At 74.0% G+C, this 23,426-nt stretch carries 20 protein-coding genes; 11 read left to right on the plus strand and 9 right to left on the minus strand.

Translation table 11 applies throughout. The features are described from left to right. Nucleotides 1-94 precede the first annotated feature (94 nt). Nucleotides 95-1,591 (minus strand): MFS transporter, encoded by a 1,497-nt coding sequence (locus OG927_RS09490; protein WP_371612241.1) that lies wholly within the window; start codon nt 1,589-1,591, stop codon nt 95-97. A gap of 241 nt (nt 1,592-1,832) precedes the next feature. Between OG927_RS09490 and OG927_RS09495 the strand changes: the two genes are divergently transcribed. The 4 genes from OG927_RS09495 to OG927_RS09510 all read left to right on the plus strand — a co-directional run bounded on the left by OG927_RS09495 (nt 1,833) and on the right by OG927_RS09510 (nt 6,091). Further along, on the plus strand, nt 1,833-3,356 hold the full coding sequence (locus tag OG927_RS09495; protein ID WP_056784748.1) for an MFS transporter: 1,524 nt from the start codon (nt 1,833-1,835) through the stop codon (nt 3,354-3,356). 65 nt (nt 3,357-3,421) lie between these two features. Next, complete coding sequence (locus OG927_RS09500) at nt 3,422-4,117, plus strand: class I SAM-dependent methyltransferase (RefSeq protein ID WP_371612242.1); 696 nt, start codon at nt 3,422-3,424, stop codon at nt 4,115-4,117. 22 nt (nt 4,118-4,139) lie between these two features. Beyond that, nucleotides 4,140-5,063, plus strand: coding sequence for an N-acetylmuramoyl-L-alanine amidase (locus OG927_RS09505; protein ID WP_056784754.1), 924 nt, complete (start codon nt 4,140-4,142; stop codon nt 5,061-5,063). Nucleotides 5,064-5,248: 185 nt separating this feature from the next. After that, nucleotides 5,249-6,091 carry a DUF5336 domain-containing protein gene (locus OG927_RS09510; RefSeq protein ID WP_056784757.1) on the plus strand — a complete coding sequence of 281 codons (843 nt, stop codon included), beginning with the start codon at nt 5,249-5,251 and terminating at the stop codon, nt 6,089-6,091. 59 nt (nt 6,092-6,150) lie between these two features. On the opposite strand, the gene OG927_RS09515 is transcribed toward OG927_RS09510, so the two are convergent. Then, on the minus strand, nt 6,151-6,930 hold the full coding sequence (locus tag OG927_RS09515; RefSeq protein WP_056784760.1) for a maleylpyruvate isomerase family mycothiol-dependent enzyme: 780 nt from the start codon (nt 6,928-6,930) through the stop codon (nt 6,151-6,153). 285 nt (nt 6,931-7,215) lie between these two features. Here OG927_RS09515 and OG927_RS09520 point away from each other — a divergent pair, with 285 nt between their 5' ends. After that, nucleotides 7,216-7,509 (plus strand): hypothetical protein, encoded by a 294-nt coding sequence (locus OG927_RS09520; protein ID WP_056784763.1) that lies wholly within the window; start codon nt 7,216-7,218, stop codon nt 7,507-7,509. Between the two features lie 55 nt (nt 7,510-7,564). Here OG927_RS09520 and OG927_RS09525 read toward each other — a convergent pair whose 3' ends face one another. The 3 genes from OG927_RS09525 to OG927_RS09535 form a co-directional block, all read right to left on the minus strand. Further along, nucleotides 7,565-8,647, minus strand: coding sequence for a prenyltransferase (locus OG927_RS09525; protein WP_056784765.1), 1,083 nt, complete (start codon nt 8,645-8,647; stop codon nt 7,565-7,567). Continuing rightward, on the minus strand, nt 8,644-9,375 hold the full coding sequence (locus OG927_RS09530; protein WP_056784768.1) for a class I SAM-dependent methyltransferase: 732 nt from the start codon (nt 9,373-9,375) through the stop codon (nt 8,644-8,646). Before OG927_RS09530 ends, OG927_RS09525 begins: the two co-directional genes overlap by 4 nt. 68 nt (nt 9,376-9,443) lie before the next feature. Further along, on the minus strand, nt 9,444-10,757 hold the full coding sequence (locus OG927_RS09535) for a glycosyltransferase family 4 protein (RefSeq protein ID WP_330319975.1): 1,314 nt from the start codon (nt 10,755-10,757) through the stop codon (nt 9,444-9,446). Nucleotides 10,758-11,033: 276 nt separating this feature from the next. On the opposite strand from OG927_RS09535, the gene OG927_RS09540 reads away from it, so the two are divergent. Next, entirely contained in the window at nt 11,034-11,639 is a 606-nt protein-coding gene (locus OG927_RS09540; RefSeq protein ID WP_056785942.1) for a TetR family transcriptional regulator, read from the plus strand. Between the two features lie 224 nt (nt 11,640-11,863). On the opposite strand, the gene OG927_RS09545 is transcribed toward OG927_RS09540, so the two are convergent. From OG927_RS09545 to OG927_RS09560, 3 genes are all read right to left on the minus strand, one after another. After that, complete coding sequence (locus OG927_RS09545; protein WP_330319976.1) at nt 11,864-13,831, minus strand: helix-turn-helix domain-containing protein; 1,968 nt, start codon at nt 13,829-13,831, stop codon at nt 11,864-11,866. Between the two features lie 35 nt (nt 13,832-13,866). Beyond that, complete coding sequence (locus OG927_RS09550) at nt 13,867-14,661, minus strand: 3-hydroxybutyrate dehydrogenase (RefSeq protein ID WP_124282530.1); 795 nt, start codon at nt 14,659-14,661, stop codon at nt 13,867-13,869. A 334-nt stretch (nt 14,662-14,995) separates the two neighbouring features. Beyond that, on the minus strand, nt 14,996-15,484 hold the full coding sequence (locus tag OG927_RS09560; protein WP_056784781.1) for a hypothetical protein: 489 nt from the start codon (nt 15,482-15,484) through the stop codon (nt 14,996-14,998). Nucleotides 15,485-15,899: 415 nt separating this feature from the next. Here OG927_RS09560 and OG927_RS09565 point away from each other — a divergent pair, with 415 nt between their 5' ends. Genes OG927_RS09565 through OG927_RS09585 form a run of 5 tightly spaced genes read left to right on the plus strand, consistent with a single transcriptional unit; the run spans nt 15,900 to nt 21,532 of the window. Continuing rightward, nucleotides 15,900-17,153 carry a prenyltransferase/squalene oxidase repeat-containing protein gene (locus tag OG927_RS09565; RefSeq protein ID WP_330319977.1) on the plus strand — a complete coding sequence of 418 codons (1,254 nt, stop codon included), beginning with the start codon at nt 15,900-15,902 and terminating at the stop codon, nt 17,151-17,153. Next, complete coding sequence (locus OG927_RS09570; protein WP_330319978.1) at nt 17,150-17,830, plus strand: SCO2322 family protein; 681 nt, start codon at nt 17,150-17,152, stop codon at nt 17,828-17,830. Before OG927_RS09565 ends, OG927_RS09570 begins: the two co-directional genes overlap by 4 nt. Further along, nucleotides 17,827-18,978 carry an energy-coupling factor transporter transmembrane component T gene (locus OG927_RS09575; protein ID WP_056784794.1) on the plus strand — a complete coding sequence of 384 codons (1,152 nt, stop codon included), beginning with the start codon at nt 17,827-17,829 and terminating at the stop codon, nt 18,976-18,978. The genes OG927_RS09570 and OG927_RS09575 overlap by 4 nt, the downstream gene beginning before the upstream one ends. Continuing rightward, a complete protein-coding gene (locus OG927_RS09580; protein ID WP_330319979.1) occupies nt 18,975-20,711 on the plus strand; it encodes an ABC transporter ATP-binding protein in 1,737 nt (578 codons plus the stop codon). Before OG927_RS09575 ends, OG927_RS09580 begins: the two co-directional genes overlap by 4 nt. Then, nucleotides 20,708-21,532, plus strand: coding sequence for an ECF transporter S component (locus tag OG927_RS09585; RefSeq protein ID WP_330319980.1), 825 nt, complete (start codon nt 20,708-20,710; stop codon nt 21,530-21,532). Before OG927_RS09580 ends, OG927_RS09585 begins: the two co-directional genes overlap by 4 nt. A gap of 102 nt (nt 21,533-21,634) precedes the next feature. Here the strand turns inward: OG927_RS09585 and OG927_RS09590 are convergent, their stop codons facing one another. Then, complete coding sequence (locus OG927_RS09590; protein ID WP_330319981.1) at nt 21,635-23,425, minus strand: bifunctional sugar phosphate isomerase/epimerase/4-hydroxyphenylpyruvate dioxygenase family protein; 1,791 nt, start codon at nt 23,423-23,425, stop codon at nt 21,635-21,637. Nucleotide 23,426 lies beyond the last annotated feature (1 nt).

The following is a 23,426-nucleotide window of genomic DNA, read 5'->3' on the forward strand; positions in this document are numbered from 1 at the left end:
TCCGAAGGGGGTGGCAGAGCGGCGGCCTGAACGGCGCGGCACCCGAGGGCCGTCACCGCCGCCAGGCCGCGACGGCCCTCGGGTGCCGCGCGGCCTACACGTCCCTGCCGACGGGCGCGTGCACGTCGGCCCCGACCGGGACGGCCGTCCCGGCCCGCTCCTCCGGGCGCCTCCGCGGGCGCCCCGGGAGCCAGAGCAGCATCAGCGCCGCCCCGGCCAGCAGCACGACGGTGGCCGTGCGGAACGCCAGCGCGTAACCGGCCGTGATCTCCACCGCCCCGGAGGAACCGCCGGTACGGGCTGCCGCGACCGTGGAGAGCACCGCGAGGCCCAGTGCACCGCCCATCGTGCGGGAGGTGTTGACCAGACCGGAGACGAGTCCGGCGTCGCCCGGCGCCGCGCCGGACGTGGCGAGCGCGGCCAGCGGGGTGGACGCCAGTCCGGCCCCGGCCATCATCAGGAGCCCCGGGAGACAGATCGCGGTGAGATACGAGCCGTGCACCCCCATCGTGGACTGCCAGCCGAAGCCGGCCGCGGCGACCAGGACGCCGAGGACGGCCAGGCTCTTGGCGCCGGTCCGCGCCATGATGCGGGGCGCGGCCTTCGAGGCGAGCACGACGGCGGCGGACGTCGGCATCAGGGCGAGTCCGGCCTCCAACGGGGAGTAGCCCAGCACGTTCTGGGCGTAGACGGTCATGAAGTACCACATGGAGAACGTCGCCGACCCCATGAGCAGCATCGACACGTTCGCCGACGAGACGGCCCGCACGCCGAGCACCCGCAGCGGCATCAGCGGGGCCGCCGTCCTCGACTCCACCAGGACGAAGACGCCCAGCAGTGCCAGCCCGCCGAGCAGGGGGACCAGGGTCGCGGCGGCGGTCCAGCCCGCGGCCTCGGTCTGCACGATGCCGTACGCCACCGCGGCGAGGCCCGCCGTGACGAGCACCGCGCCCGGCAGGTCGACGCGGCGCCGGTCACCGGCCCGGCCCTCGGCCAGCCACAGCGCGGCACCCACCAGCACGAGCGCGCCGACGGGCACGTTGATGAGGAGGACCCACCGCCAGGAGAGGACGTCGGTGAGCACCCCGCCGATCAGGCCGCCCGCGGCTCCGCCGCCGGCCCCGACGGCCATCCAGGTGCTGATCGCCCTGGTGCGGGCGGGGCCCTCGGGGACGGCCGCGGTGAGGATGGTGAGGGTCGCCGGGGAGAGCACGGCGGCGCCGAGCCCCTGTGCGGCACGGGCGGCGAGCAGTTGCCAGCCCTCCTGGGCGAGTCCGCCCGCCAGCGAGGCGGCGGTGAAGAGGCCCAGCCCTATCAGGAACATCCTCTTGCGGCCGTATATGTCGGCGGCGCGGCCGCCGAGCAGCATGAAGCCGGCGAAGGCGATGGAGTAGGCGTTGACGACCCACTGCAGTCCGGTGGCGCTCAGACCCAGGTCGGTGCGCATGGAGGGCATCGCCACATTGACGACGGACACGTCGAGGACGACCAGGAACTGGCCGGTGCAGGCCGCCACGACCACGGCCCAGGTGCGGGTCCTCGACCGGTCGGGCAGCCGCGTGGGCGGAAAGACGTCAGGCATGGGTGTCATACTCTCAGGCGCTCCGTGCCCCGTACATCGGTTCGGGGTCCCGACCGGGTCTCGGTCCGAGGGCGTAGGACTTCGTCCGGTCAGCCGGACGTTGCCCGGCGTTCGCCGGAATACCTCGCGCGTACGGAAGCGTTCAGTGTGCACACACTTGGCGGTCGGTGCTGCCCGTCGGCACACCCCCGCACGCCCGATCCCGCTCCTCCCCCGCCCCCTTCTTCTGCCCTGCCCGGAGGCCCCACGTATGCAACGGACGACGAACGAACAGCGGACCGGGGGACTGCCCGGTCCGCGCAAGAGGGGCCGGGCCGGCGGCGTGGTCCCCGTGCTCGCGTTCGCGGGGATCACCGTCGCGGTGATGCAGACCCTGCTCGTCCCCGTCATCAAGGACCTGCCGGTCCTCCTCGGCACCGACCCGGCCAACGCGACCTGGGTGATGACGGCCACCCTGCTCGCCGGCGCCGTCTCGACCCCGATCATGGGACGGCTGGGCGATCTGTACGGCAAGCGCCGGATGCTGCTCGCCAGCCTGGCCGTGATGGTGGTCGGCTCCCTGGTCTGCGCCTCCACCGACGATCTCGTGGTCATGATCGTCGGCCGTGCGCTCCAGGGCTTCGCCATGGGCGCGATCCCGCTCGGCATCGGCATCATGCGTGACGTCCTGCCGCGCGAGAAGCTCGGCTCGGCGATGGCCCTGATGAGCTCCTCGATAGGCGTCGGCGGCGGACTCGCGCTGCCCGCTGCCGCGCTCGTGGCCCAGCACGCCGACTGGCACGCGCTCTTCATCGGATCGGCGGTCCTGGGCGTGGTGGCCATGGCGCTCACCGCCCTCGTCGTCCCGGAGCCGCCCCTGCGCGCCCCCGGGCGCTTCGACGCCGTCGGAGCGCTGGGCCTGTCGCTCGGCCTGGTCTGCCTGCTGCTCCCCGTCACCAAGGGCAGCGACTGGGGCTGGACCTCGCCCACCACGCTCGGTCTGATCGCCGCGTCCCTGGTGATCCTGGTGCTGTGGGGACTGTTCGAACTGCGCAGCCCGGCACCGCTCGTCGACCTGCGCACCAGCGCCCGCCGTGAGGTGCTGCTCACCAACCTCGTGTCGATCATGGTCGGTGTCGCCTTCTACGCCGTCTCACTCGTCCTGCCGCAGCTCCTCCAGCTGCCCGCTGCCACCGGGTACGGCCTCGGGCAGTCGATGGTGGTGGCCGGACTCTGCGTGGCACCGCTGGGCCTGACGATGATGTTCGTGGCCCCGCTGTACGCCCGCCTCTCCGCCCGCCGCGGTCCGAAGGCCACCCTGATGCTCGGCATGCTCGTCATCGCGATCGGCTACGGGGCGGGGCTGGGCCTGATGAGCGCCGCCTGGCAGACCGTGGTGATCGCGGTGGTGCTCGGGGCCGGGATCGGGCTCGCCTACTCCTCGCTGCCCGCGCTGATCATCGGGGCCGTGGACCCGTCCGAGACCGGTGCGGCCAACGGCCTGAACACGCTGATGCGGTCGATCGGCACCTCGCTGTCGAGCGCGGTCATCGGCATGGTCCTCGCGAACACCTCGGTACGGATGGGGTCGGTGGACGTACCCACCATGGACGGCTTCCGGACCTCGTTCATGATCGCCACGGGTGCGGTGCTGATCGGCCTGGTGCTGGCCGCGTTCCTGCCGGCGCAACGGCCCACACGGCCGGTGCTGCTGGCGAGCAGCGCGGGCGACGCGGCGGAGGCCGCGGCATCCGCACCCGCACCCGCACCGGTCACGGCTCCCCAGCAGCGCTGAAGCGCAGGTCCGGGCGGTCACGCCGTACGCCCCCGCCGGGATCTCCGGCGGGGGCGTACGGCACGATGGGGCGCCGAACGCCCGGACCCCACCTGGAGGAAGACGTGACCGCCGAGTCCGCAGCCGCACCCGAGCCCGAGGTCCTCGCCGCCTTCGAGGCCGCCAAGGGCTTCATGCCGCTGCGCGAGGGGCTCGCCCTGTACGCCGCCGCCTCCGATGCCGCCGCGCTCGGACTTCCGCTGCTGGAGGTCGGCACCTACTGCGGGCGGTCGACGATCCTGCTGGCCGCCGCGGCCCGTGCGGCCGGGGTGACGGCGCTGACCGTCGACCACCACCGCGGCAGCGAGGAGCAGCAGCCCGGCTGGGAGTACCACGACCCGTCCGTGGTGGATCCCGAGGTCGGTCTGATGGACACGCTGCCGGCCTTCCGCCGGACGCTGTTCGCGGCGGGCCTGGAGGAACACGTGGTGGCGCTCGTCGGACGGTCCCCGCAGGTGGCGGCCGTCTGGGGCGGACAGCTCGGCTTCGTCTTCATCGACGGCGGGCACACCGACGAGCACGCGGGCGGTGACTACGAGGGCTGGGCCCCGAAGGTCGCCGAGGGCGGGCTGCTGGTCATCCACGACGTCTTCCCCGACCCGGCGGACGGCGGCCAGGCGCCGTACCGTGTCCACCAACGCGCCCTGGAATCGGGGGCGTTCACCGAGATCGCGGTGACGGACTCGCTGCGCGTCCTTCGGCGTACGGGAACAGGCGTCTGAGGGTCACGGATAGCATCGCGGCGTGCGTGAAGACGAGAGCGTTCCCCCCCGTTCGCGCCAGGCGGCGCGCCTCAGGCCCCTGCTCACCGCGGCGGCCCTGGCGACCGTCTGCCTGATCACGGCCGGCTGCGGGGACGACGGCACCGGCCGTGCCGAGCCGCGCCCCGGCACGGCGGCTCCGTCCGGGGCCCCCTCGTCCGCCCCGGCCGGGACGGCGTCGGCCTCGAAGAGCCCGTCCCCCGCGCCCACTTCCGGGAAGCCGCTGCCCCGGGGCCCGTTGACCGGCCGCACCGTGGTGATCGACCCCGGGCACAACCCGCGCAACCGCGACCACACCCGGGAGATCAACAGCCAGGTGGACATCGGCACCGGGCGCAAGGAGTGCGACACCACGGGCACCGCCACCGACGCGGGCTACCCGGAGGCCCGGTTCACGCTCGACGTGTCGCGCCGGCTCCGCACCCTGCTGGAGGCCGAGGGCGCGAAGGTCGTCCTCACCCAGGACGACGACCGCCCGTTCGGCCCGTGCATCGACGAGCGGGCCCGGATCGGCAACGAGGCCGGCGCCGACGCCGTCGTCTCGGTCCACGCGGACGGCTCGGCGGTGGGCAACCGGGGCTTCCACATGATCCTTCCCGCGGCGGTGCGCGGTGGTGCCGCGGACACCGCGGGGATCGTGGCCGCCTCCCGTGATCTCGGAGAACGGATCGCGGGTAATTTCGTACGCGTCACCGGAAGCGCCCCCTCCAATTACGTCGGCGGCAATACCGGCTTGGACACCCGTGAGGATCTCGGCGGACTGAATCTGTCGACCGTGCCCAAAGTCTTCATCGAATGCGGCAATATGCGTGATCCGAAGGATGCCGCCCTGCTCACGAGCGCGGACTGGCGCCAGAAGGCGGCCCTCGGTATAGCCGAGGGCATCGGCAGCTATCTGAAGAGGTAGTTCTGCGGGGATGGTGGCGACCTTGGGGGGATAGCCGGTCCGAGGTCCGGGCAGGATCACAACCCGCCCAGGCAGACGATAGATTCATCCGTACGATGGGGAGCCGCCCCGAGCTTCGCGCCGTACCCGCCGTACAGGCGGCATCGACGACCGCCCCGACGAGACGACCGACTAAGGACCTTCACGTGAATATCCGCTCCCTCACTCGAGGCGACGGCGTGGTGATCGGAGCAGCGGTCGTGCTGTTCATCGCCTCTTTCCTCGACCTCTCCGGCTTCGACTGCCCCTCGGGCGTCGACTGCTCCGGCTACAGCGCGAACGCCTGGGACTCGCTCTCGCTCCTGATGAGCATCTACCTGGCGGGCATCATCGGTGCGGCACTGCTGATCGTGAGCCGCGCCCTCCCGGGCCGCAAGGTCGTCGGTTTCGAACTCGGCCAGTTCGGCGCCGCGTTCACCGTGTTCGCCCTGTGGACCATGTTCTGGACGATCATCGACGCCAACGACGCCGGTGCCGGTCTGATCCTCGGACTGCTCGCGACCCTCGCCCTGGCCGGTGCCGCGGTGGCCACCCCGCTGGTTCCCGCGCTCAAGGCCCCGCTCGTCGGCGCCCCGCGTCCGGCCCAGGCGGTGCAGCCGCCGTACGGCCAGCAGCCCAGCCAGGGTTACGGCTACCCCAGCGGCCAGCAGCAGCCCTTCGGCGCGCAGCAGGGCCAGTCACAGCCGTACGGCGCGCAGCCGGGCCAGTCGGGACAGCCCGGCCAGCCCGCTCAGGCCGAGCCCCAGCAGGCGGCCCAGCAGCCGTCGCAGGGCGGCGGTGGGCCGGCCGGTGACTTCACGCCGTTCTGGTTCGCGGTGCCGGTGGCACGACCGCTGTACGGCGAGGACGGCACCCCGACCCCGATCGCGGAGCTCGCGCCGGGCACGTGGTACCTCGCGGTCGAGCAGCGCGGTCCGGGGCTCATCGCCCAGACGCAGGACGGCCGTCGTGGTGTGCTGCAGGACACCACGGGCATCCAGCGCGGCTGATCCCCCACGCGCGACGGCCCCCGCCCCCAAGGGCGGGGGCCGTCGTCGTCACGGGGCACTCAGCCGAACGACGAGCGCTCCAGCCAGAAGTCGAGCAGGCCGCCGTCCCCCAGCACCTCCAGTCCGCCCTCGTCCGGCTTCTGCCGGCGGTTGAACGCCAGCATCAGTTCCGTCAGCGGGCCCCGCAGGGCCACGGTCGCCCTCTCGTGGGCGTGGCGCCAGGTGAAGCCGTCCTCGTCGAACTCGATCAGCCATTCCGCGCCCGGCACGTCCGTGGCGTGCAGGTGCAGGGACTTCCCGGCGCCGCGCAGTTCAGCGGCCTCCGGGTCGCCGCTCTGCTGGGCGAAGGAGACGATCTGCAGCCATTCGGTGACGGTGTCGGCGGCCAGATCGGGTGCCACCTCGTAGGCGGCCCCCGTGGTGAGGGCGGCGTCCGCGCGGTGGACGGCGGTCTCGTGCGCCATGCGGCGGGCCCAGAAGGCCGTACGCCGTTCCCCTGCCCAGGTCCAGACGGCTGTGTCCGGACCGGCCTCGCGCAGGGCGGCCACCGTCGCGGCGGCGCCTTCGGCCAGCCAGGCACCGAGTGCGGCCGGGTCGCCCCCGGACGGGCCCTCGGCGTCCGGTACCCGCTCGTCCGGCAGCTCCACGGCGGACCGGGTCCGGACGATCTCCCCGGCCCAGCGGTGTGCGCCGCCGACGTGGACGACGAGCTCACGCAGGCTCCAGTCGGGGCAGCCGGGCACACGCGCGGTGAGGTCCGCTCCGTCGACGGCAGCCCTCAACCGGTCGGTCTGGAAGAGGATTTCGTCGCAGTAGCGGTCGTGCGTGAGGAGGGTCATGCCCGCACCCTAGTGCGGGCACCCGCAGGCGCTCATCCGTATATCCGGCCGGGGGCGGGCACGGCCTCGGCACTCACCCGCCCCGGCGTCCCCGCTGCCGTCGACGGCGCTCCCGGACGCAACAGCGGCCGGGCCAGGGGGAGTCGGCGGACCGCCCCGACCTGGCCTGCCACGGCGGGTGGCCCGCTTCGGCACTCGTCGCCGGGCCCACCCCCGCGGGGGCGGGCCGCCACCCGGCACCCGTCGTACGGGTTTCACCCTCCGCAAAGCGGCAATCCGGAGAGCATGTCTCCCAGAACAGGCTCAGGAAGCAGTACCGCCGCACGTGTCATAGCCGTCGTCGCGGACATCATGGCCTTCATCATCATCCTGTGGATCCTGATGTACCTGCTCGACGCCAACCGGGCCAACGACCTGGTGCAGTTCGTCCAGGAGTCGGCCCACTGGCTGGCCGGCTGGTCGTACGACCTGTTCACGTTCGACGAAGCGTGGGCGCGGGTCGTCGCCGGTTACGGTCTGGCCGCAGTGGTCTACCTCTTCATCGGCCACGCCGTGGCCGGCAGGGTCCGCCGCTTCTAGGGACCCTGCTTCCCGCTCCTGGGCCGGCCCCCTCGGGCCCGGCCCAGGAGCGGCCTCAGGCGTCCTGACGGCAGCAGTCCGGTTCCAGGCCGGACGGCAGCCGTTCGCCTCCGAAGACCGCGGTGGTCGCCTCGTCCCCCCCGAGCGCGGCCACCGCGAGCAGCAGTGATCCCGCCGTCCACGTGGTGAGTTCCTCCGGCCAGAAGGCCCGCTCGCCCTCGAAGACGTACCCCGTCCAGTACATTCCGCCCTCGGCACGCAGGTGCTGGACGGACTGCAGGATCTCCAGGGCCCGGTCGGACTCGCCCGTCACCCAGAGGGCCAGGGCCAGTTCGCAGCTCTCGCCGCCCGTGACCCACGGGTTGGGCAGCACGCAGCGCACTCCGAGGCCGGGGACGACGAAGCTGTCCCAGCCCTCCTGGATCCGCCGGGTGGCGGCGGGTCCGGTGAGCGCGCCGCCCAGGACCGGGTAGTACCAGTCCATGGAGTAGCGGCTCTTGTCCAGGAAGCGCTCGGGGTGGCTGCGGATCGCATGGCCGAGTGCTCCGGTCGCGAGCTCCCAGTCGGGCTGCGGTTCCTCGCGCTCCTCGGCCAGCGCCAGGGCGCAGCGCAGCGCCTGGTGAATCGAGGACGAGCCGGTCAGCAGGGCGTCGTCGACGGGGGTGCCGTCGGCCTCGCGCTTCCAGCCGATCTGGCCGCCGGGCTGCTGGAGCCGCAGCACGAACTCGATCGCGGCGTACACCATCGGCCACATCCGGTCGACGAACGCGTCGTCGCCGGTGGCGAGGTAGTGGTGCCAGACACCGACGGCCACGTAGGCGCAGAAGTTGGTCTCGCGCCCGAGGTCCGTGGGCCGCTCGGCGTCGCCGTCGTGGTACGCCGCGTACCAGGAGCCGTCCTCGTTCTGGTGGCGGGCCAGCCAGGCGTAGGCGCGTGCGGCGGCCTCGTGCTCGCCGGACGCGTCGAGGGCCATGGCGGCCTCGGTGTGGTCCCACGGGTCGAGGTGGTGCCCGCGGAACCAGGGCAGTGCCCCGTCCTCGCGCTGCACCGCGAGCAGCGCAGCGACGGTCTCGGCGGCCTGCTCGGCGGTGAGGACTCCGGGCAGGACGAGGTGCTCGGTCCGCTCGGGGGTGCTCACGCCTGGGCCCGGGAGAGGTGGGGCTTGGTCGCGTACGCCACGAAGCTCTTTCCGACGACGGGGTTGAGCAGCTGCTCGGCGACCCGGGTGGCCAGGGGCTTCTTCATGATGTCCCAGACCAGCAGCTTGTGGTAGGCCCGCACCGGGAGTGCCTTGTCGTTGTCCACCCCGAAGGCGCACTTGAGCCACCAGTACGGGCTGTGCAGGGCGTGTGCGTGGTGGGTGCCGTAGGGCTTGAGGCCGGCCTCGCGGATCTTGCCCAGCAGCTCGTCGGCCTTGTAGATCCGGATGTGCCCGCCCTCGACCTCGTGGTACGCGTCGGAGAGCGTCCAGCAGACCTTCTCGGGGCCGTAGCGGGGCACGGTGATCGCGATCCGGCCGCCCGGCCTGAGGACGCGGACCATCTCGGCGAGCACACCCTTGTCGTCGGGGATGTGCTCCATCACCTCGGAGATGATCACGACGTCGAACGACTCGTCGGGGAACGGCAGGTTGAGCGCGTCGCCCTCCATCGCGGTGGCGGTGGCGCCCTCGGGGGCCTCACCCGCCTCCTTCATCGCGGCGAACCACTTCGCGACCTCGCGGATCTCCTCGGCGTTCCGGTCGAGTGCCACCACCTGGGCGCCGCGCCGGTAGCACTCGAACGCGTGACGGCCGGCGCCGCAGCCCAGGTCGAGCACCCGGTCGCCTGCGGCGAGCGGGAAGCGGGTGAAGTCGACGGTCAGCACGGGGGCCTGCCTTCGAGGTCGGAGGTACGGGGTTCGGTGGATACGGGTTCAGGGGGTCACGGGGACGGTCACCCGCGGACACCCCGGGCGGCGATCGCCCGACGGTACAGCTCGACGGTGCCGAGGGCGGCCCGGGCCCAGGTGAAACGGTCCAGCACCCGGTCCCGGCCGGCCGCACCGAGGCGGGCGCGCAGGTCCGGGTCGCCGAGCAGCCGGCCGAGCGCGGCGGCCAGGGCCCCCGCGTCGCCGGGCGGGACGGCCAGGCAGGTCTCCCCGTCGGGGCCGGTGACCTCCGGGATCGCGCCACCGGTCGTGGCGACGAGCGGTGTGCCGGTGGCCATCGCTTCGGCGGCGGGCAGCGAGAAGCCCTCGTACAGCGAGGGGACGCAGGCGACCTGGGCGCTGCGGACCAGGTCGACGAGTTCGGCGTCGCTGATGCCCTTGACGAACTCGACGGCGTCCTGGAGCCCGTAGCGCTCGATGGCCTGGGCGACGGGTCCGTCCTCGGCCCGCTTGCCGACGACGACGAGGTGCGCCCGCGGGTTCTCCGTACGGAGCTTGGCGAGCGCCTCCACGAGGTGCACGAGTCCCTTGAGCGGGACGTCGGCGCTGGAGGTGGTGACGATGCGGCCGGGTACCTCGGCGACCGAGGGATCGGGCGACCACAGGCCGGTGTCGGCCCCGATGTGCACGACCCGGACCCGGTCCCGGCGCACGCCGAGGTGCTCGACGATCTCCTGCTGCGAGGACCCGGAGACGGTGAGGACGGACGGCAGCCGGCGGGCCACGCGCTTCTGCATGCGGGTGAAGCCGTACCAGCGGCGCACGGACAGCCGGCGGCGGACGGATTCGGCGGCTTCCAGGTCCAGTTGCCGGTCGACGGTGATGGGGTGGTGGATCGTGGTGACGAGGGGGGCGCCGAGGTCGCCCAGCAGCCCGTAGCCGAGCGTCTGGTTGTCGTGCACGATGTCGAAGTCGCCGCGCCGGGCGCGGAGATGGCGACGGGCCCGCAGGCTGAAGGTGAGGGGCTCGGGGAAGCCGCCGGTCCACATGGTGGCGACCTCGGCGAGGTCGATCCAGTCGCGGTACTCACCGCGTCCGGGGGTGCGGAAGGGATCGGGCTGCCGGTACAGGTCGAGGCTGGGCAGCTCGGTGAGCGGGACGCCCTCGTCGAGTACGGGGTAGGGCTGGGCGCCTATGACCTCGACGCTGTGCCCGAGGCGGGCCAGCTCCCGGCCGAGGTGGCGCACGTAGACGCCCTGGCCGCCGCAGAAGGGGTTGCCCTTGTACGTGAGGAGTGCGATGCGCAACGGCCGGTCACCGTCGGTGCCCGACGCGGCGCCGCCCTCGAAGGGGCCTGTCTCTATGGCCTCAGCGGTCACACTCGGCCCCCTTCGTCACTGCGTTTTCGCCGGAGCGTAACCGGTCGCGCTAATCTAGAACAAGTTTCAGACTTGTTCATTCAACAAGCATCGAATCTACCGGCAGGTAGGTCGGCGATGACGGCCGGATCAGGTGATTCGCGCCACGGCGGGCGCCCCTGGCATGCTGTGCGCGCCCGGAAGACCGCGCCCGGCCGGACAGGGAACCGGTTCCCTTGATACGGCGCGGACCGCGACGCGGATGCCGGTGCGGACGGAAGCCTTGGACGGGTGCAGATGACAGCGGAAGCCAGAGCGGCGGCATCCCCCCTGACGGAACGCCAGGAGGCCCGTCGGCGCGGCATCCTGCAGGCCGGCGCGCAGCTCGCCGGGCGGGGCGGCTTCGAGGCCGTGCAGATGCGCGAGGTGGCGGATGCCGCCGGGGTCGCCCTGGGCACGCTGTACCGCTACTTCCCCTCCAAGATCCATCTGCTGGTCGCCGTGATGCAGGACCAGCTCCAGCACCTGCGGCTCACCCTCCGCAGGCGTCCGCCCGCCGGGGAGGGCCCCGCCGAGCGGGTCGCCGAGACCCTGATGCGGGCCTTCCGGGCACTCCAGCGCGAGCCGCACCTGGCGGACGCGATGGTGCGGGCGCTGACGTTCGCGGACCGCGGTGTGAGCCCCGAGGTGGACGCCGTCTCCCGGCTGACGACGGCGATCATCCTGGACGCCATGGAGCTGGAGGACCCCACCCAGGAGCAGCTGTCCGTGGTCCGCGTCATCGAGCACACCTGGCACTCGGCGCTGATCACCTGGTTGTCGGGGCGGGAGTCGATCGCTCAGGTGAAGCGGGACATCGAGACGGTCTGCGGGCTGATCGGCCCGGCGGCGGACACGCGCTGAGGCGTGCCCCTGTGCGGTGCCCACCCCGGCACCCGCCCGGGTGAGGTGGCCTGCACGTGGGTGGCCTGCACCAGGTCGGCGGCGCCACTGTGTTCCTACGGTGCGGCCGGCATCATCGGCCCCGAACCGGGGTCCGCCCCGGTCGCCGGAGGCGAGCTGGAGCACGCCGGCCTGCCCGGGGACACCACCTGAGGGGCGGGGCTGCCCCCGGAGGACGGTCGGGACTACCCCTCCCGGCCGCCCGACAGCAGCTGGAGCCGCAGCGCCAGCTGCAGCTCCAGAGCCCGGTCGGGCTCGTTCCAGTCGTGGCCCAGCAGCACCTGGATCCGGTCCAGGCGCTGCACCACCGTGTTGACGTGCACGTGCAGTTCGTCCTTCGCCCGGATCAGGCTGCCGCCCGCGCGGAAGTACGCCCGCAGCGTCCGCACCAGGTGGGTGCCGCGCCGCTCGTCGTACCGCAGGAGCGGCCCCAGCACCGCCGTGACGAAGCCGTCCACGTCCTTCGCGTCGCCCAGGACGACTCCGAGGAAGCCGAGTTCGTCGACGCAGGCACCCTCTCCCGTGCGCCCGAGCACCCGCATCGCCCGGAGGCAGCGCGCCGCTTCCCCGTAGGCGGCGGCGAGTTCGCGCGCGCCCCGGGCGGGACCCGTTCCGGCGACGGTGACGGGTGCCTGGACGAGGTGGCCGAGCTGGGCGGCCGCCGCACGCGCGGCATCGCCGCCCGCCCCGTCGCCGTCGATCAGCAGCACGACCGTCCCCGCGTGTTCGGCGCTCACCCCGTGGACGTCCCCGCCGAACAGGTAGCGCATCGCGGCGCCGCCGAGCTTCTCCCGGGCCGCCGCCTCCGCCACCAGCAGCAGGTGCGGCCGGTCCAGGTCGACGCCCAGGCGCCGGCCCCGCTCGGCCAGTCCGGCCGGATCGCGTTCGGGGTCGCTGAGCAGGTCGCTGATCAGCTCGCCCCGTATCCGGTTCTCGGTCTCGGCGACCGTGCGGCGCAGCAGCAGGAGCAGGCCGGTGACGACACCGGCGCGCTCGAAGAGCCGGCGGTCGGAGTCGTCGAGCCGGTCCGCCCGGTGCAGGACGAGGCCGGCCAGGAGTTCCTGCCCGGCGAGCACGGCACACACCCACCGGCCGTCGCTGTGCACGGCGCGCGCGCCGCGCCGGGACTCCTCCACGGCCCCGGCGAGCCGGTCCGCGTCCGGGCCGTCGGCGGTGTGCGCGGAGCCGTCGGGCCGGACGGCGGCCAGCGGCCGGCCGGCCGGGTCGTGGATGGTGAGCGGGCTGTCCAGCAGCCCGGCGACGGACGCGGCGACGTCCGTGACGTCGCCGCCCCGCAGCACCAGGTCGGTGAGCCGGTCGTGGGCCTCCTCGGCCCGCTGCATGGCGGCCGAGTGCGCGCGTACGGCGGCGTTGGCCTCGGCCAGTTCGGCGTTCGCCCCGGCCAGTTCCGCGAGGGCCGACCGGGTGTCGTCCAGGGCCCGGGCGGTGTCGATCGCGATCGCCGCGTGGGCGGCGAGCGAGCAGAGCAGGGCGACCTCGTCGGGGCTGAAGACGCGCGGGGCGCGGTCGGCCGCGAACAGGACGCCGATGACCTTCCCCGCACCCCCGCGGCTGGAGCCGAGGAGCAGGGGGACGCCGAGGATCGCGACGAGCCCTTCGTCCAGCACACCGGCGTTGATGTTGCGGGTGTGGCGGAAACGCTCGTCGGTGCGGTAGTCGGGGGTCGCGTACGGACTCGCGGTCTGCGCCACCAGTCCGCCGAGCCCTTCGCCCAGTTCGAGCCGGAGCCGTTGGAAGAGCACGGACACCGAACCGTCGGTGACCCGCATGTAGGTGTCCCCCGCCTCCTCGTCGGGGAGCGTGAGGTAGGCGGTGTCGGTGCCCAGCAGCATCCGGGCCCGGCGGACGATCGCCTTCAGCACGTCGCCCAGGTCCCGGGACGCCGCCAGGTCGCCCGCGGTGTCGAAGAGGGCGGTGAGCTGGAGTTCCCGCCGCCGGTGCTGGCGCAGGGCGCCCCTGATCCGCAGGGCGGTGGCGGCCGCCCGCTCCACCTCGGCCAGTTCGGCGGCGGGCACCCCGGCGGCCCTGGCCTCCGAGGTGACGGCGCCGAGCGCCTCGGCGGGGGCGTCGTCGGCCAGCAGGTCGAGGAGGCGGGCCAGCAGGGGCGCGGCGGAGGGGGACGGCTCGGACATGGGCGGCCCTGTCGTTCGTCGGGAGCGGCGGAGGGTCAGTGGGCGGTCCAGCCGCCGTCCATCGAGAGGGAGGTGCCGGTGATGTGCCCCGTGCCGGGGCCGCACAGCCACAGGACGGCTCCGGCCACGTCGCCGGGCTCGATGAGCCGCTTGACGGCGCTGCGCTCCAGCATGACGCGGCCCACCACCTCCTGTTCCGAGATGCCGTGGCTGCGGGCCTGGTCGGCGATCTGGTCCTCGACCAGGGGCGTGCGCACGTAGCCGGGGCTGACGCAGTTGCTCGTCACCCCGTGGGGTGCCGCTTCGAGCGCGACCACCTTGCTCAGTCCCTCCAGTGCGTGCTTGGCCGACACGTAGGCCGACTTGTAGGGGCTGGCGCGCAGCCCGTGGACGGACGAGATGTTGACGACGCGCCCCCAGCCGCGTTCGTACATGCCCGGGAGCGTCCGGCGCAAGATGCGGAACGGTGCCTCCACCATCACCCGGTGGATCAGGGTGAAGCGGTCGGGCGGGAAGTCGTGCACCGGTGCCACGTGCTGCAGGCCCGCGTTGTTGACCACGATGTCCGCGTCGGCGGGCAGCGCGTCCACCGCTTCGGCGACGGAGAGGTCGGCCACCCAGGCCGTCCCGCCGATCCGCCGGGCCAGCTCCCGGGCGGCTTCGGCGGCCTTGTCCACGACGTGCACGTGGGCGCCCGCCGCGGCGAGCGCCTCCGCGCAGGCCAGTCCGATGCCGCCGGCGGCACCGGTGACCAGGGCGGTGCGCCCGGCCAGAGGCCGGTCCGCGGGGTGCGTCTGCGGGTCGTTGTCCGGGGTCCGGGAAGTCTGCATGGGCGTCACCGTAAGGACGTCGCCGCCCGCATCACACGGGGTCGGTGCACACACCCTCGGGTGCCGGCATGGTGGCGGCGTACATGGTGCGTGGCGGGCGCCGGGAACGCGGTCCCGGCGGTGCTCCCCGGCCCGCGGCGGGTGCAAGGGGAGCGCCGCACACAGGGCGGCACCGCGCGTGTCGGCCTGCCCCATGGGCGGGGTGGGCGCGCGCCTCGGGCGGGTGCGTCCACGCGAACGGCTCCGGGCGTTACATGGGCCTGTACAACGTGTTCGTCACCCACACGCTCAGGGAGTCACCGGCGGGCCACTTCGTGATCGCCGACTCCGGCTGTCAGGCCGGGTCCTCGTAGTCGCCCCTGATCTCCTCGGGCAGTTCGCAGCCGTCCTCGACCGCCGTGAGCGACACGACCTGCTCCGCGCCGAAGCCCTCCATCGCGTAGTGCCGGGCGTACACCTTCCAGCCCCGCTTGGCGAGCGTGCGGTAGGTGACGTCCTGCTCCGCGTGGCTGGAGACGATCTCCCATTCCTGCTGGCGCAGCTGCCGCACGGCCGCCTCGAAGGCGTCGGCGGCGCCCGCGGCGGGCGCGTCCCCCATCCAGGGCGCGACGCAGTCCTGCCAGTCGCCCGCCGGCAGGCCGGCCGTGGAGGTGTCTCCGGCGGGGAGCCCCGCGGTCCCGGCGACGACGGCCATCTCGCCGGTCACCGCCTCCTTGGTGAACGGCAGGGCCGGTTCGCGCGACGGCTTCGGCGCGGGCTCGTCCTCGCCCACCAGACCGCAGCCCGCCGTGACCGTCATGACTGCACTCACCACGGCGGTCACGGCCGCCGTTCCTCTTGTACGCACTGGTGCTTCCCGCCCCGGTCGTCCCTGTCCACGGGCGCCCGCCCGCTGAACCCCCCGCCGGAGTCTCGCATGCGCTTTGACCTGCTGGGAAGGCCTCTCCCCGCGGATCACCGCGGGCCTCGGCGGCCGTGCGCCCGGGGAGCGCGCGGAACGCCCCGGTACAGTGAGCGGGTCGTCATCATGCCCGTACGGGGGGAAGCCGGTGCGAATCCGGCGCTGACCCGCAACCGTCATCCGTCCGCAGGGCGGTCAGCCGGAATGCCCCGTCCGTGAGCGTGACCGGCTCGTACCACCGGGTCCCCGGTGGACGGCACCGTCGAGGTATACGGGGCCGGAGCCCGGTGCATCCGTGTGCCCGAGCCCGGTCCTCGCAGGAGAGGCCCAGCCCGTCATGACCGTACGCAGCCGCGCGGCGACGCTCGCGATCACCGCCGTGCTCTGTGCCGGGGCCGCCCCCGCGGCGGTCGCCGCCCCGAGCCCGGCCCCCTCCCCGTCCGCGGATCTGCCGCCCGGTCTGTACGGCACGAAGGACCCGACGTACGACGGTGTGTGGCGCCAGTCGGTGGCCTTCCTGGCCCAGAAGATCGAGCTCGTCACGCCCGCCACGCAGTCGGTGGACTGGCTCGTCGGGCAGCAGTGCGCCGACGGGGCCTTCGCGTCGTACCGCGACGCCTCCGTGCCCTGCGACGACAAGACGGTGGCGGACACCAACGCGACCGCCGCGGCGGTGCAGGCCATGGTGGAGCTGGCCGTGCACCGCGAGGTCGTGGACAAGGGTGTCGCCTGGCTGAAGTCCGTACAGAACGAGGACGGCGGCTGGGGCTACAACCCGGGCAGCCCGAGCGACGCCAACTCCACCGCCGTCGTGATCGGCGCCCTGGCCAGGGCGGGCGTGCCGCTGGCCGCCCTCACCAAGGAGGGCGGCCGCACGCCGTACACGGCGCTGCAGTCGTTCGCCCTGCCGTGCGGCGGCAAGGACGGCGGGGCGTTCGCGTACCAGCCGGACAAGAACGGCAAGCTCACGGCCAACGCGGACGCCACGGCGGCCGCGGTCCTCGGCTCGATGGGCAAGGGCATGGCGGCCGGCACGTCCAACGCGGTGAAGGCGCCCATGTGCCACAAGGGCACGGACCCGACCCCCGAGCAGTCCGCGCAGAACGGCGCCCACTACCTCGCGGGCGCGCTGGCCGCCTCCGGTCATCTGGAGCTGCCGCCGATGCCGGGCGCCGAGGAGACCGAGCCGCAGCCGGACTTCGGCAACACCGCCGACGCCGTCGTCGCCCTGGCGGCGTCCGGCCACACGGACAAGGCGGCCGGAGCGGTCGCGTACCTGGAGAAGAACGCGCAGGGCTGGGCGAAGGAGGGCGGCCCGGCCGCCACCGCCCAGCTGGTGCTCGCCGCGCACGCGACCGGCGCCGACGCCCGTGACTTCGGCGGTGTCGACCTGGTCGCGCAGCTCAACGCGACGGGGCCCGCGCCCGCGGCCACCGCCGTCCCCTCTCCGACCGCGACCGCGCAGGAGCCGAAGGACACCAGCGGCGACGACGGCGGCCTCGGCGTCTGGTGGCTGGTCGGTATCGGTCTCGCCTGCGGCGCGGGCATCGGCTTCCTGCTCAGCGGACGCCGGAAGAACCAGCAGCTGTGAGGCGCCCGCCGGGCACCGGGGCGCTCCTCCTCCTCATCGGCTGTCTGCTGACCGTGCTGGGCGCGGGAAGCGCGCAGGCGGCCGGGTACCGCTACTGGTCGTTCTGGGAGGGCGACGGCGGGAAGAACTGGACGTACGCCACGCAGGGCCCCTCCCTGGTGCGGCCCGACGACGGCGCGGTGCAGGGTTTCCGCTTCTCGGTGAGCCAGGACTCCCAGGACTCGGCGCAGCCGCGGCGCGCCCCGGACTTCGGGGCGGTCTGCGCGGGGACCCCGGCGAAAGACGGCCTCAAGCGGATCGCGCTGGTCATCGACCCCAGCACGGCGGCGGACGCCCCGGACGGCGGGACACCGCCGCCGCTGCGCACCGCGTGTGCGCGGGTGGCGCCGGACGCGAGCACCGCCGAGGCACTGGCCTCGGTGGCGAAGCCGCTGCGGTACGACAGTTCCGCGATGCTCTGCGCGATCTCGGGCTATCCGGCGTCCGGCTGCGGTGAGCAGGTCGCCGGGGACTCCGGCGGCGCGGACTCGGACGCCACGGACCCCGGTGGCTCGGCCCCCGCGTCCGCCGCGGACGGCGACTCCGGCGGCGGTCCGTCGGCCGGTGTGCTCACCGGGATCGGCGCGGTGCTCCTGCTCGGTGTCGCCGCGGTGCTGCAGGCCCGTCGCCGCCGATGACCCGCACCACCGGCGCGGCCCGGCTCAGCCGTGCCCTGCGCGCTCCCGAGGCGACCCGCGGCAACGCGCTTCCGGCCGGCGCCTGGTGGCTGTGGGCCCTCGGCCTCGCGGCGGCCGCGTCCCGCACGACCAATCCGCTGCTGCTCGGCCTGCTGGTCGGCGTGGCGGGCTATGTGGTGGCGGCCCGCCGGACGGATGCGCCGTGGGCCCGTTCCTACGGGGCGTTCCTCAAGCTGGGGCTGTTCGTCATCGGTGTGCGGCTGCTCTTCTCCGTCTTCCTCGGCTCGCCGGTCCCGGGCACGCACACCCTGTTCACCCTCCCCGGACTGCCCCTGCCCGACTGGGCGCAGGGCGTCAGGATCGGCGGCCGGGTCACCGCGGAGCAGGTGGTGTTCGCCCTCTACGACGGGGCGAAGCTGGCAGCCCTGCTGATCTGCGTCGGTGCGGCGAACTCGCTCGCCAACCCGGCCCGGCTCCTGAAGTCGCTGCCGGGAGCGCTGTACGAGGCGGGGGTGGCGGTCGTCGTCGCGATGACCTTCGCACCGAATCTGGTCGCCGACGTGGTGCGGCTGCGGACCGCCCGCCGGCTGCGGGGCCGCCCGACCGGCGGGATCGGGGCGGTGCTCCAGATCGGGCTTCCGGTGCTGGAGGGTGCCCTGGAGCGTTCGGTGGCGGTAGCGGCGTCGATGGACGCGCGGGGATACGGCCGCACGGCCCGGGTCCCGGCCTCGGTCCGCCGCACCACGAACGCGCTGACCCTGGGCGGACTGCTGGGCGTGTGCGCGGGAACGTACGGGCTGCTGGCCGCCGAGGGCGCCGTGTACGGGCTGCCGCTGCTGCTGGCCGGGCTGGTCGCCGCCCTCGCCGGGCTCCGGCTGGGCGGCCGCCGCACGGTCCGTACCCGCTACCGGCCGGACCGGTGGGGCGCGCGCGCCTGGCTGGTCGCGGGCTCGGGTGCGGCCGTGGCGGCGGCGATGATCTGGGCGGCCGCCGCCGATCCCGCGGCGCTGCACCCCGGTGTGGTGCCGCTGACCGCTCCCGTACTGCCGCTGTGGCCCGCCGCCGCGGTGCTGATCGGGCTGTTGCCCGCCGCCGTGGCGCCCGTCCCGCCGCCGGCCTCCCCCAAGGACTCCGAGGAGCAGTCGTGATCCGGTTCGAACAGGTTTCGGTGCGGTACGAGGGCACGGACCGTCCCACGCTCTCGGGGGTCGACCTCACGGTCCCCGAGGGCGAGCTCGTGCTGCTCGTCGGCCCGTCCGGAGTCGGCAAGTCGACCCTGCTGGGCGCCGTCTCCGGTCTCGTACCGCACTTCACCGGCGGTGTGCTGACCGGCCGGGTCACGGTCGACGGCCGGGACACCCGCACCCACAAGCCCCGTGAGCTCGCCGATCTGGTCGGCACGGTGGGCCAGGACCCGCTCGCGCACTTCGTCACCGACACCGTCGAGGACGAGCTGGCGTACGGCATGGAGTCGCTGGGCCTGGCCCCCGGCGTGATGCGGCGGCGGGTCGAGGAGACGCTGGACCTGCTGGGCCTGGCGGAGCTGCGCGACCGGCCGATCGCCACGCTCTCCGGCGGCCAGCAGCAGCGGGTCGCGATCGGCTCGGTCCTCACCCCGCACCCGAAGGTCCTGGTCCTGGACGAGCCGACGTCCGCCCTGGACCCGGCTGCCGCCGAGGACGTCCTGGCGGTGCTGCAGCGGCTGGTGCACGACCTGGGCACGACGGTGCTGATGGCCGAGCACCGGCTGGAGCGTGTGGTGCAGTACGCCGACCAGGTCGTCCTCCTCCCGTCGCCGGGCGCCTCCCCGGTGATGGGTACGCCCGCGGACGTCATGGCCGTCTCGCCCGTGCGCCCGCCGGTCGTGGCCCTGGGCCGGCTGGCCGGCTGGGAGCCGCTTCCGCTGTCGGTGCGCGACGCACGGCGGCGGGCGGCTGGCCTCCGGGAACGGCTGGCACGGATACCGCTCCCGGCGCCCGAAGGGCCGTCCCCCTCCCCCGCGCCCCCGGAACCGCTCCCCGCTCCCGCCGCCGTACCTCCCACGTTCCTGGGCAGGCTCCTCGGCCGCCGCCCGCACACCGCCCCCGGTCCCCTCCCGGACGGCGACGTCACCCGGGTCGAGGGCCTCGGGGTGCGGCGGGGCCGCGTCGAGGCGCTGCGCCGGGTGTCGCTGTCCGTCGCGCCCGGGGAGACCGTGGCCCTGATGGGCCGCAACGGTGCGGGCAAGTCGACCCTGCTGACCACACTCGTCGGGATGATCGAGCCGACCACGGGTTCGGTCCTCGTCGGCGGCCTGCCCCCGTCCCGGACGGAGCCGCGCACCATGGCGCGCCGGGTCGGACTCGTGCCGCAGGAGCCGCGCGACCTGCTGTACGCGGACACGGTCGCCGCCGAGTGCGCGGCGGCCGACTCGGACGCGGGCGCGCCTGCGGGCAGTTGCCGGGCCCTGGTGTCCGAGCTGCTGCCGGGCGTGCCGGACGACACCCATCCCCGTGACCTGTCCGAGGGGCAGCGGCTCGCCCTCGCCCTCGCCCTGGTGCTCACCGCCCGTCCCCCGCTCCTCCTCCTGGACGAGCCGACGCGCGGCCTCGACTACGCGGCGAAGGCCCGGCTGGTCGGCGTGCTGCGGAGGCTGGCCTCGAAGGGGCACGCGATCGTCCTGGCCACGCACGACGTGGAGCTGACGGCGGAGCTGGCCCACCGGGTGGTGATCCTCGCCGACGGCGAGGTCGTCGCCGACGGGCCGACCCGGCAGGTCGTGGTCTCCTCCCCCGCGTTCGCCCCGCAGACCGCGAAGATCCTGGCGCCGCAGGAGTGGCTGACCGTGGCCCAGGTACGCGCGGCGCTGGAAGCGCCCGTACCCGGGGAGCACACCGCATGACCCCTTCCCGGCCGGTACGCCCGGTCCGTATCGGCCCGCGTTCCGCCGCCGCACTCGTCCTGGTCAGCGCGATCGGGGTGATCGCCTTCGGCTGGCCGCTGCTGGCCGGCGAGGGCTCCGGGGTCACGGCCCACGCGCAGAGCGCGCCGTGGCTGTTCGCCGCGCTGCTCGTCCTGCTCGTCGGTGTGGTCGTCGCGACGGTCGCGGACGGCGGCCTGGACGCGAAGGCGGTCGCGATGCTCGGCGTCCTCGCGGCGGTGGGCGCCGCGCTGCGTCCCCTGGGGGCGGGGACAGCGGGCCTGGAACCCATGTTCTTCCTGATGGTGCTGAGCGGCCGTGTCCTGGGGCCCGGCTTCGCCTTCGTGCTGGGCTCGGTGACGCTGTTCGCCTCCGCCCTGCTCACCGGAGGGGTGGGTCCGTGGATGCCGTTCCAGATGCTGTCGATGGGCTGGTTCGCGATGGGCGCGGGCCTGCTGCCCGGCCCGGAGCGGCTGCGCGGCCGGGGCGAGGTGCTGATGCTGGCGGCGTACGGGTGTGTGGCGGCGTTCGCGTACGGCACGGTGATGAATCTGCAGGGCTGGACGCTCGTGTCGGGGCTCGGTTCCGGGATCTCCTTCGTCGAGGGCGCCCCGCTGCACGAGAACCTGGTCCGCTTCCTCGCGTACTGCCTGGCGACCTCGCTCGGCTGGGACCTGGGCCGCGCCGTCCTCACCGTGGTCCTGACCCTCACGATCGGACCCACCCTGCTGAAGGCCCTGCGACGGGCCACCCGGCGTGCGGCCTTCGAGGCCCGGGTCACCTTCGAGGCCCCGAAGGGGTGAGGTCGCCCCGCGGGGTACGCCCCCGGTACGACGGCCGGTACCGGCCCACCGCACCTCCCGGAGGGCCCAGGTGCGTCCGTGCCCCGGTGCGTCCGGGCGCGCTCACGCCCGCTGGGCGGCGAGCCTGACGGGGGCGTTCCGGGCGCCGTAGCCGTCGTATCCCCCGGTGCGCTCGACGAGTTCGAAGAACAGGCGGCCGGTCGTCAGGGTGTAGCAGTGCCGGAACTCCCCCTTCTCGTCCCGGTCGTAGAGGATGCCGAGCTCGCGGTACGTCTCCAGCTCGCCGGGGGCGAACGTGTGGCAGGCGGCGAGGTCGTCGTAGTAGTTGGCCGGGACGGGCAGCAGCCGGGCCCCCGCCGCCCGGGCCCCGCGGACCGCGGCGACGAGGTCGTCGGTGGCGAGGGCGATGTGCTGGGGGCGGGCGGGGTCGTCCGTGGGGGAGGCTCCCACCCCGAGGGCGATGCGGACCGTTCCCTCGGCGTTGCTGGCGGCGCGGCTGCGGAGCAGGCCGTACGGATCGGCCAGGTCGACGCTCGCGTGCGGGTGGAGACCGAGGACGCTGCGGTGGAAGAGGACCGCCTCGTCGAACTGGTGCCAGGGCTGGGTCAGCGCGACGTGGTCGATGCGCGTGACCCCGATACCGGCCGGGGCCTGCGGAGTGGGGGCCCGCGGGGCCGGGGCGAAGTCGCCGGTCCAGTCCGCGTGTCCCCGGCGGCCCGTGGCGCAGAAGAAGAACTCGGTGCCGTCGGGCGCCGCCACCGCGTCCAGCGGGGCGTCCTCCGGGGCGCGGCGCCTGGGCAGGACGGGGGCAAGCAGCGACTCGGCCCGGGCGGACGCCGCCTCCGGGGCGGGGGTCTCCAGGCCGACGGCGGTGAGCGAGAGGTCCGGCTTGTGGCCGCTGGTGTCGGTGTTGAGCAGGATGCGGGCCTCACCCTGCTCCCAGAGGTCCACCGGCTTTCCGGAGTGCCTGGCCGTACGGGAGAAGCCGAGGGCGGACAGGAGCGGGGTGATCCTCGCCGTGTCGGCGGTGGCGATCTCGGCGAACGCGAAACCGGTGGGGACCACCGGTGCCGGGGGCGCGGTCAGCCCCGCCGACTCCTGGAGCAGCGCGAGGGAGCGCTGGGCGTCCACGGCGGTGCGGCCCGCCTCCGCCTGACGGAAGACGTCGTTGAAGACTTCGAGGGAGAGGGGCCCGTCGTATCCGGCCCGGACCGCCGCCCGGACCAGCCCGGCGACGTCGAGGTCCCCCTGCCCCGGGAAGCAGCGGTAGTGGCGGCTCCACTGCAGGACGTCCAGGGCCATCAGCGGGGCGTCGGCGAGCTGGAGGAAGAAGATCCTGTCACCGGGGATGGCCTCGATGCCCGTGGGGTCGGAGCCCCGGGCGAGGATGTGGAAGCTGTCCAGGCAGACGCCGAGCGCCGGATGGTCCGCCGCTTCGACGATGCGCCAGGCGTGGTCGTACGTGCTGACGTGCCGGCCCCAGGCGAGCGCCTCGTACGCCACGCGGACGCCGGACTCCTGGGCGAGGGCGGCCAGTCGGCGGAGCTGCCCGGCGGCGAGTGCGTCGTCGTCCACGGCGTGCGGGGACACGCTGGAGCAGACCAGCACGGTGTCGGCGCCGAGCCGCCGCATCAGCCGGAACTTGTGCGCGGCGCGGCGCAGGTTGCGGGCGAACTCGGCCTCGGGGACGGCCTCGATGTCGCGCATCGGCTGGTAGAGGTCGATCGTCAGGCCGAGGTCTGCCGCCCGGTCCCTGATCTCCTCGGGGGTGAGCGGGCTGCCGATCAGGTCGTTCTCGAAGATCTCGACGCCGTCGAAACCCGCGCGCGCGGCGGCGGTGAGCTTCTCGGTGAGGGTTCCGCTGAGCGAGACGGTGGCGATGGACGTACGCATG

Origin of the sequence: Streptomyces clavifer, from assembly GCF_036345975.1 — a bacterium.
GTDB lineage: Bacteria > Actinomycetota > Actinomycetes > Streptomycetales > Streptomycetaceae > Streptomyces > Streptomyces clavifer.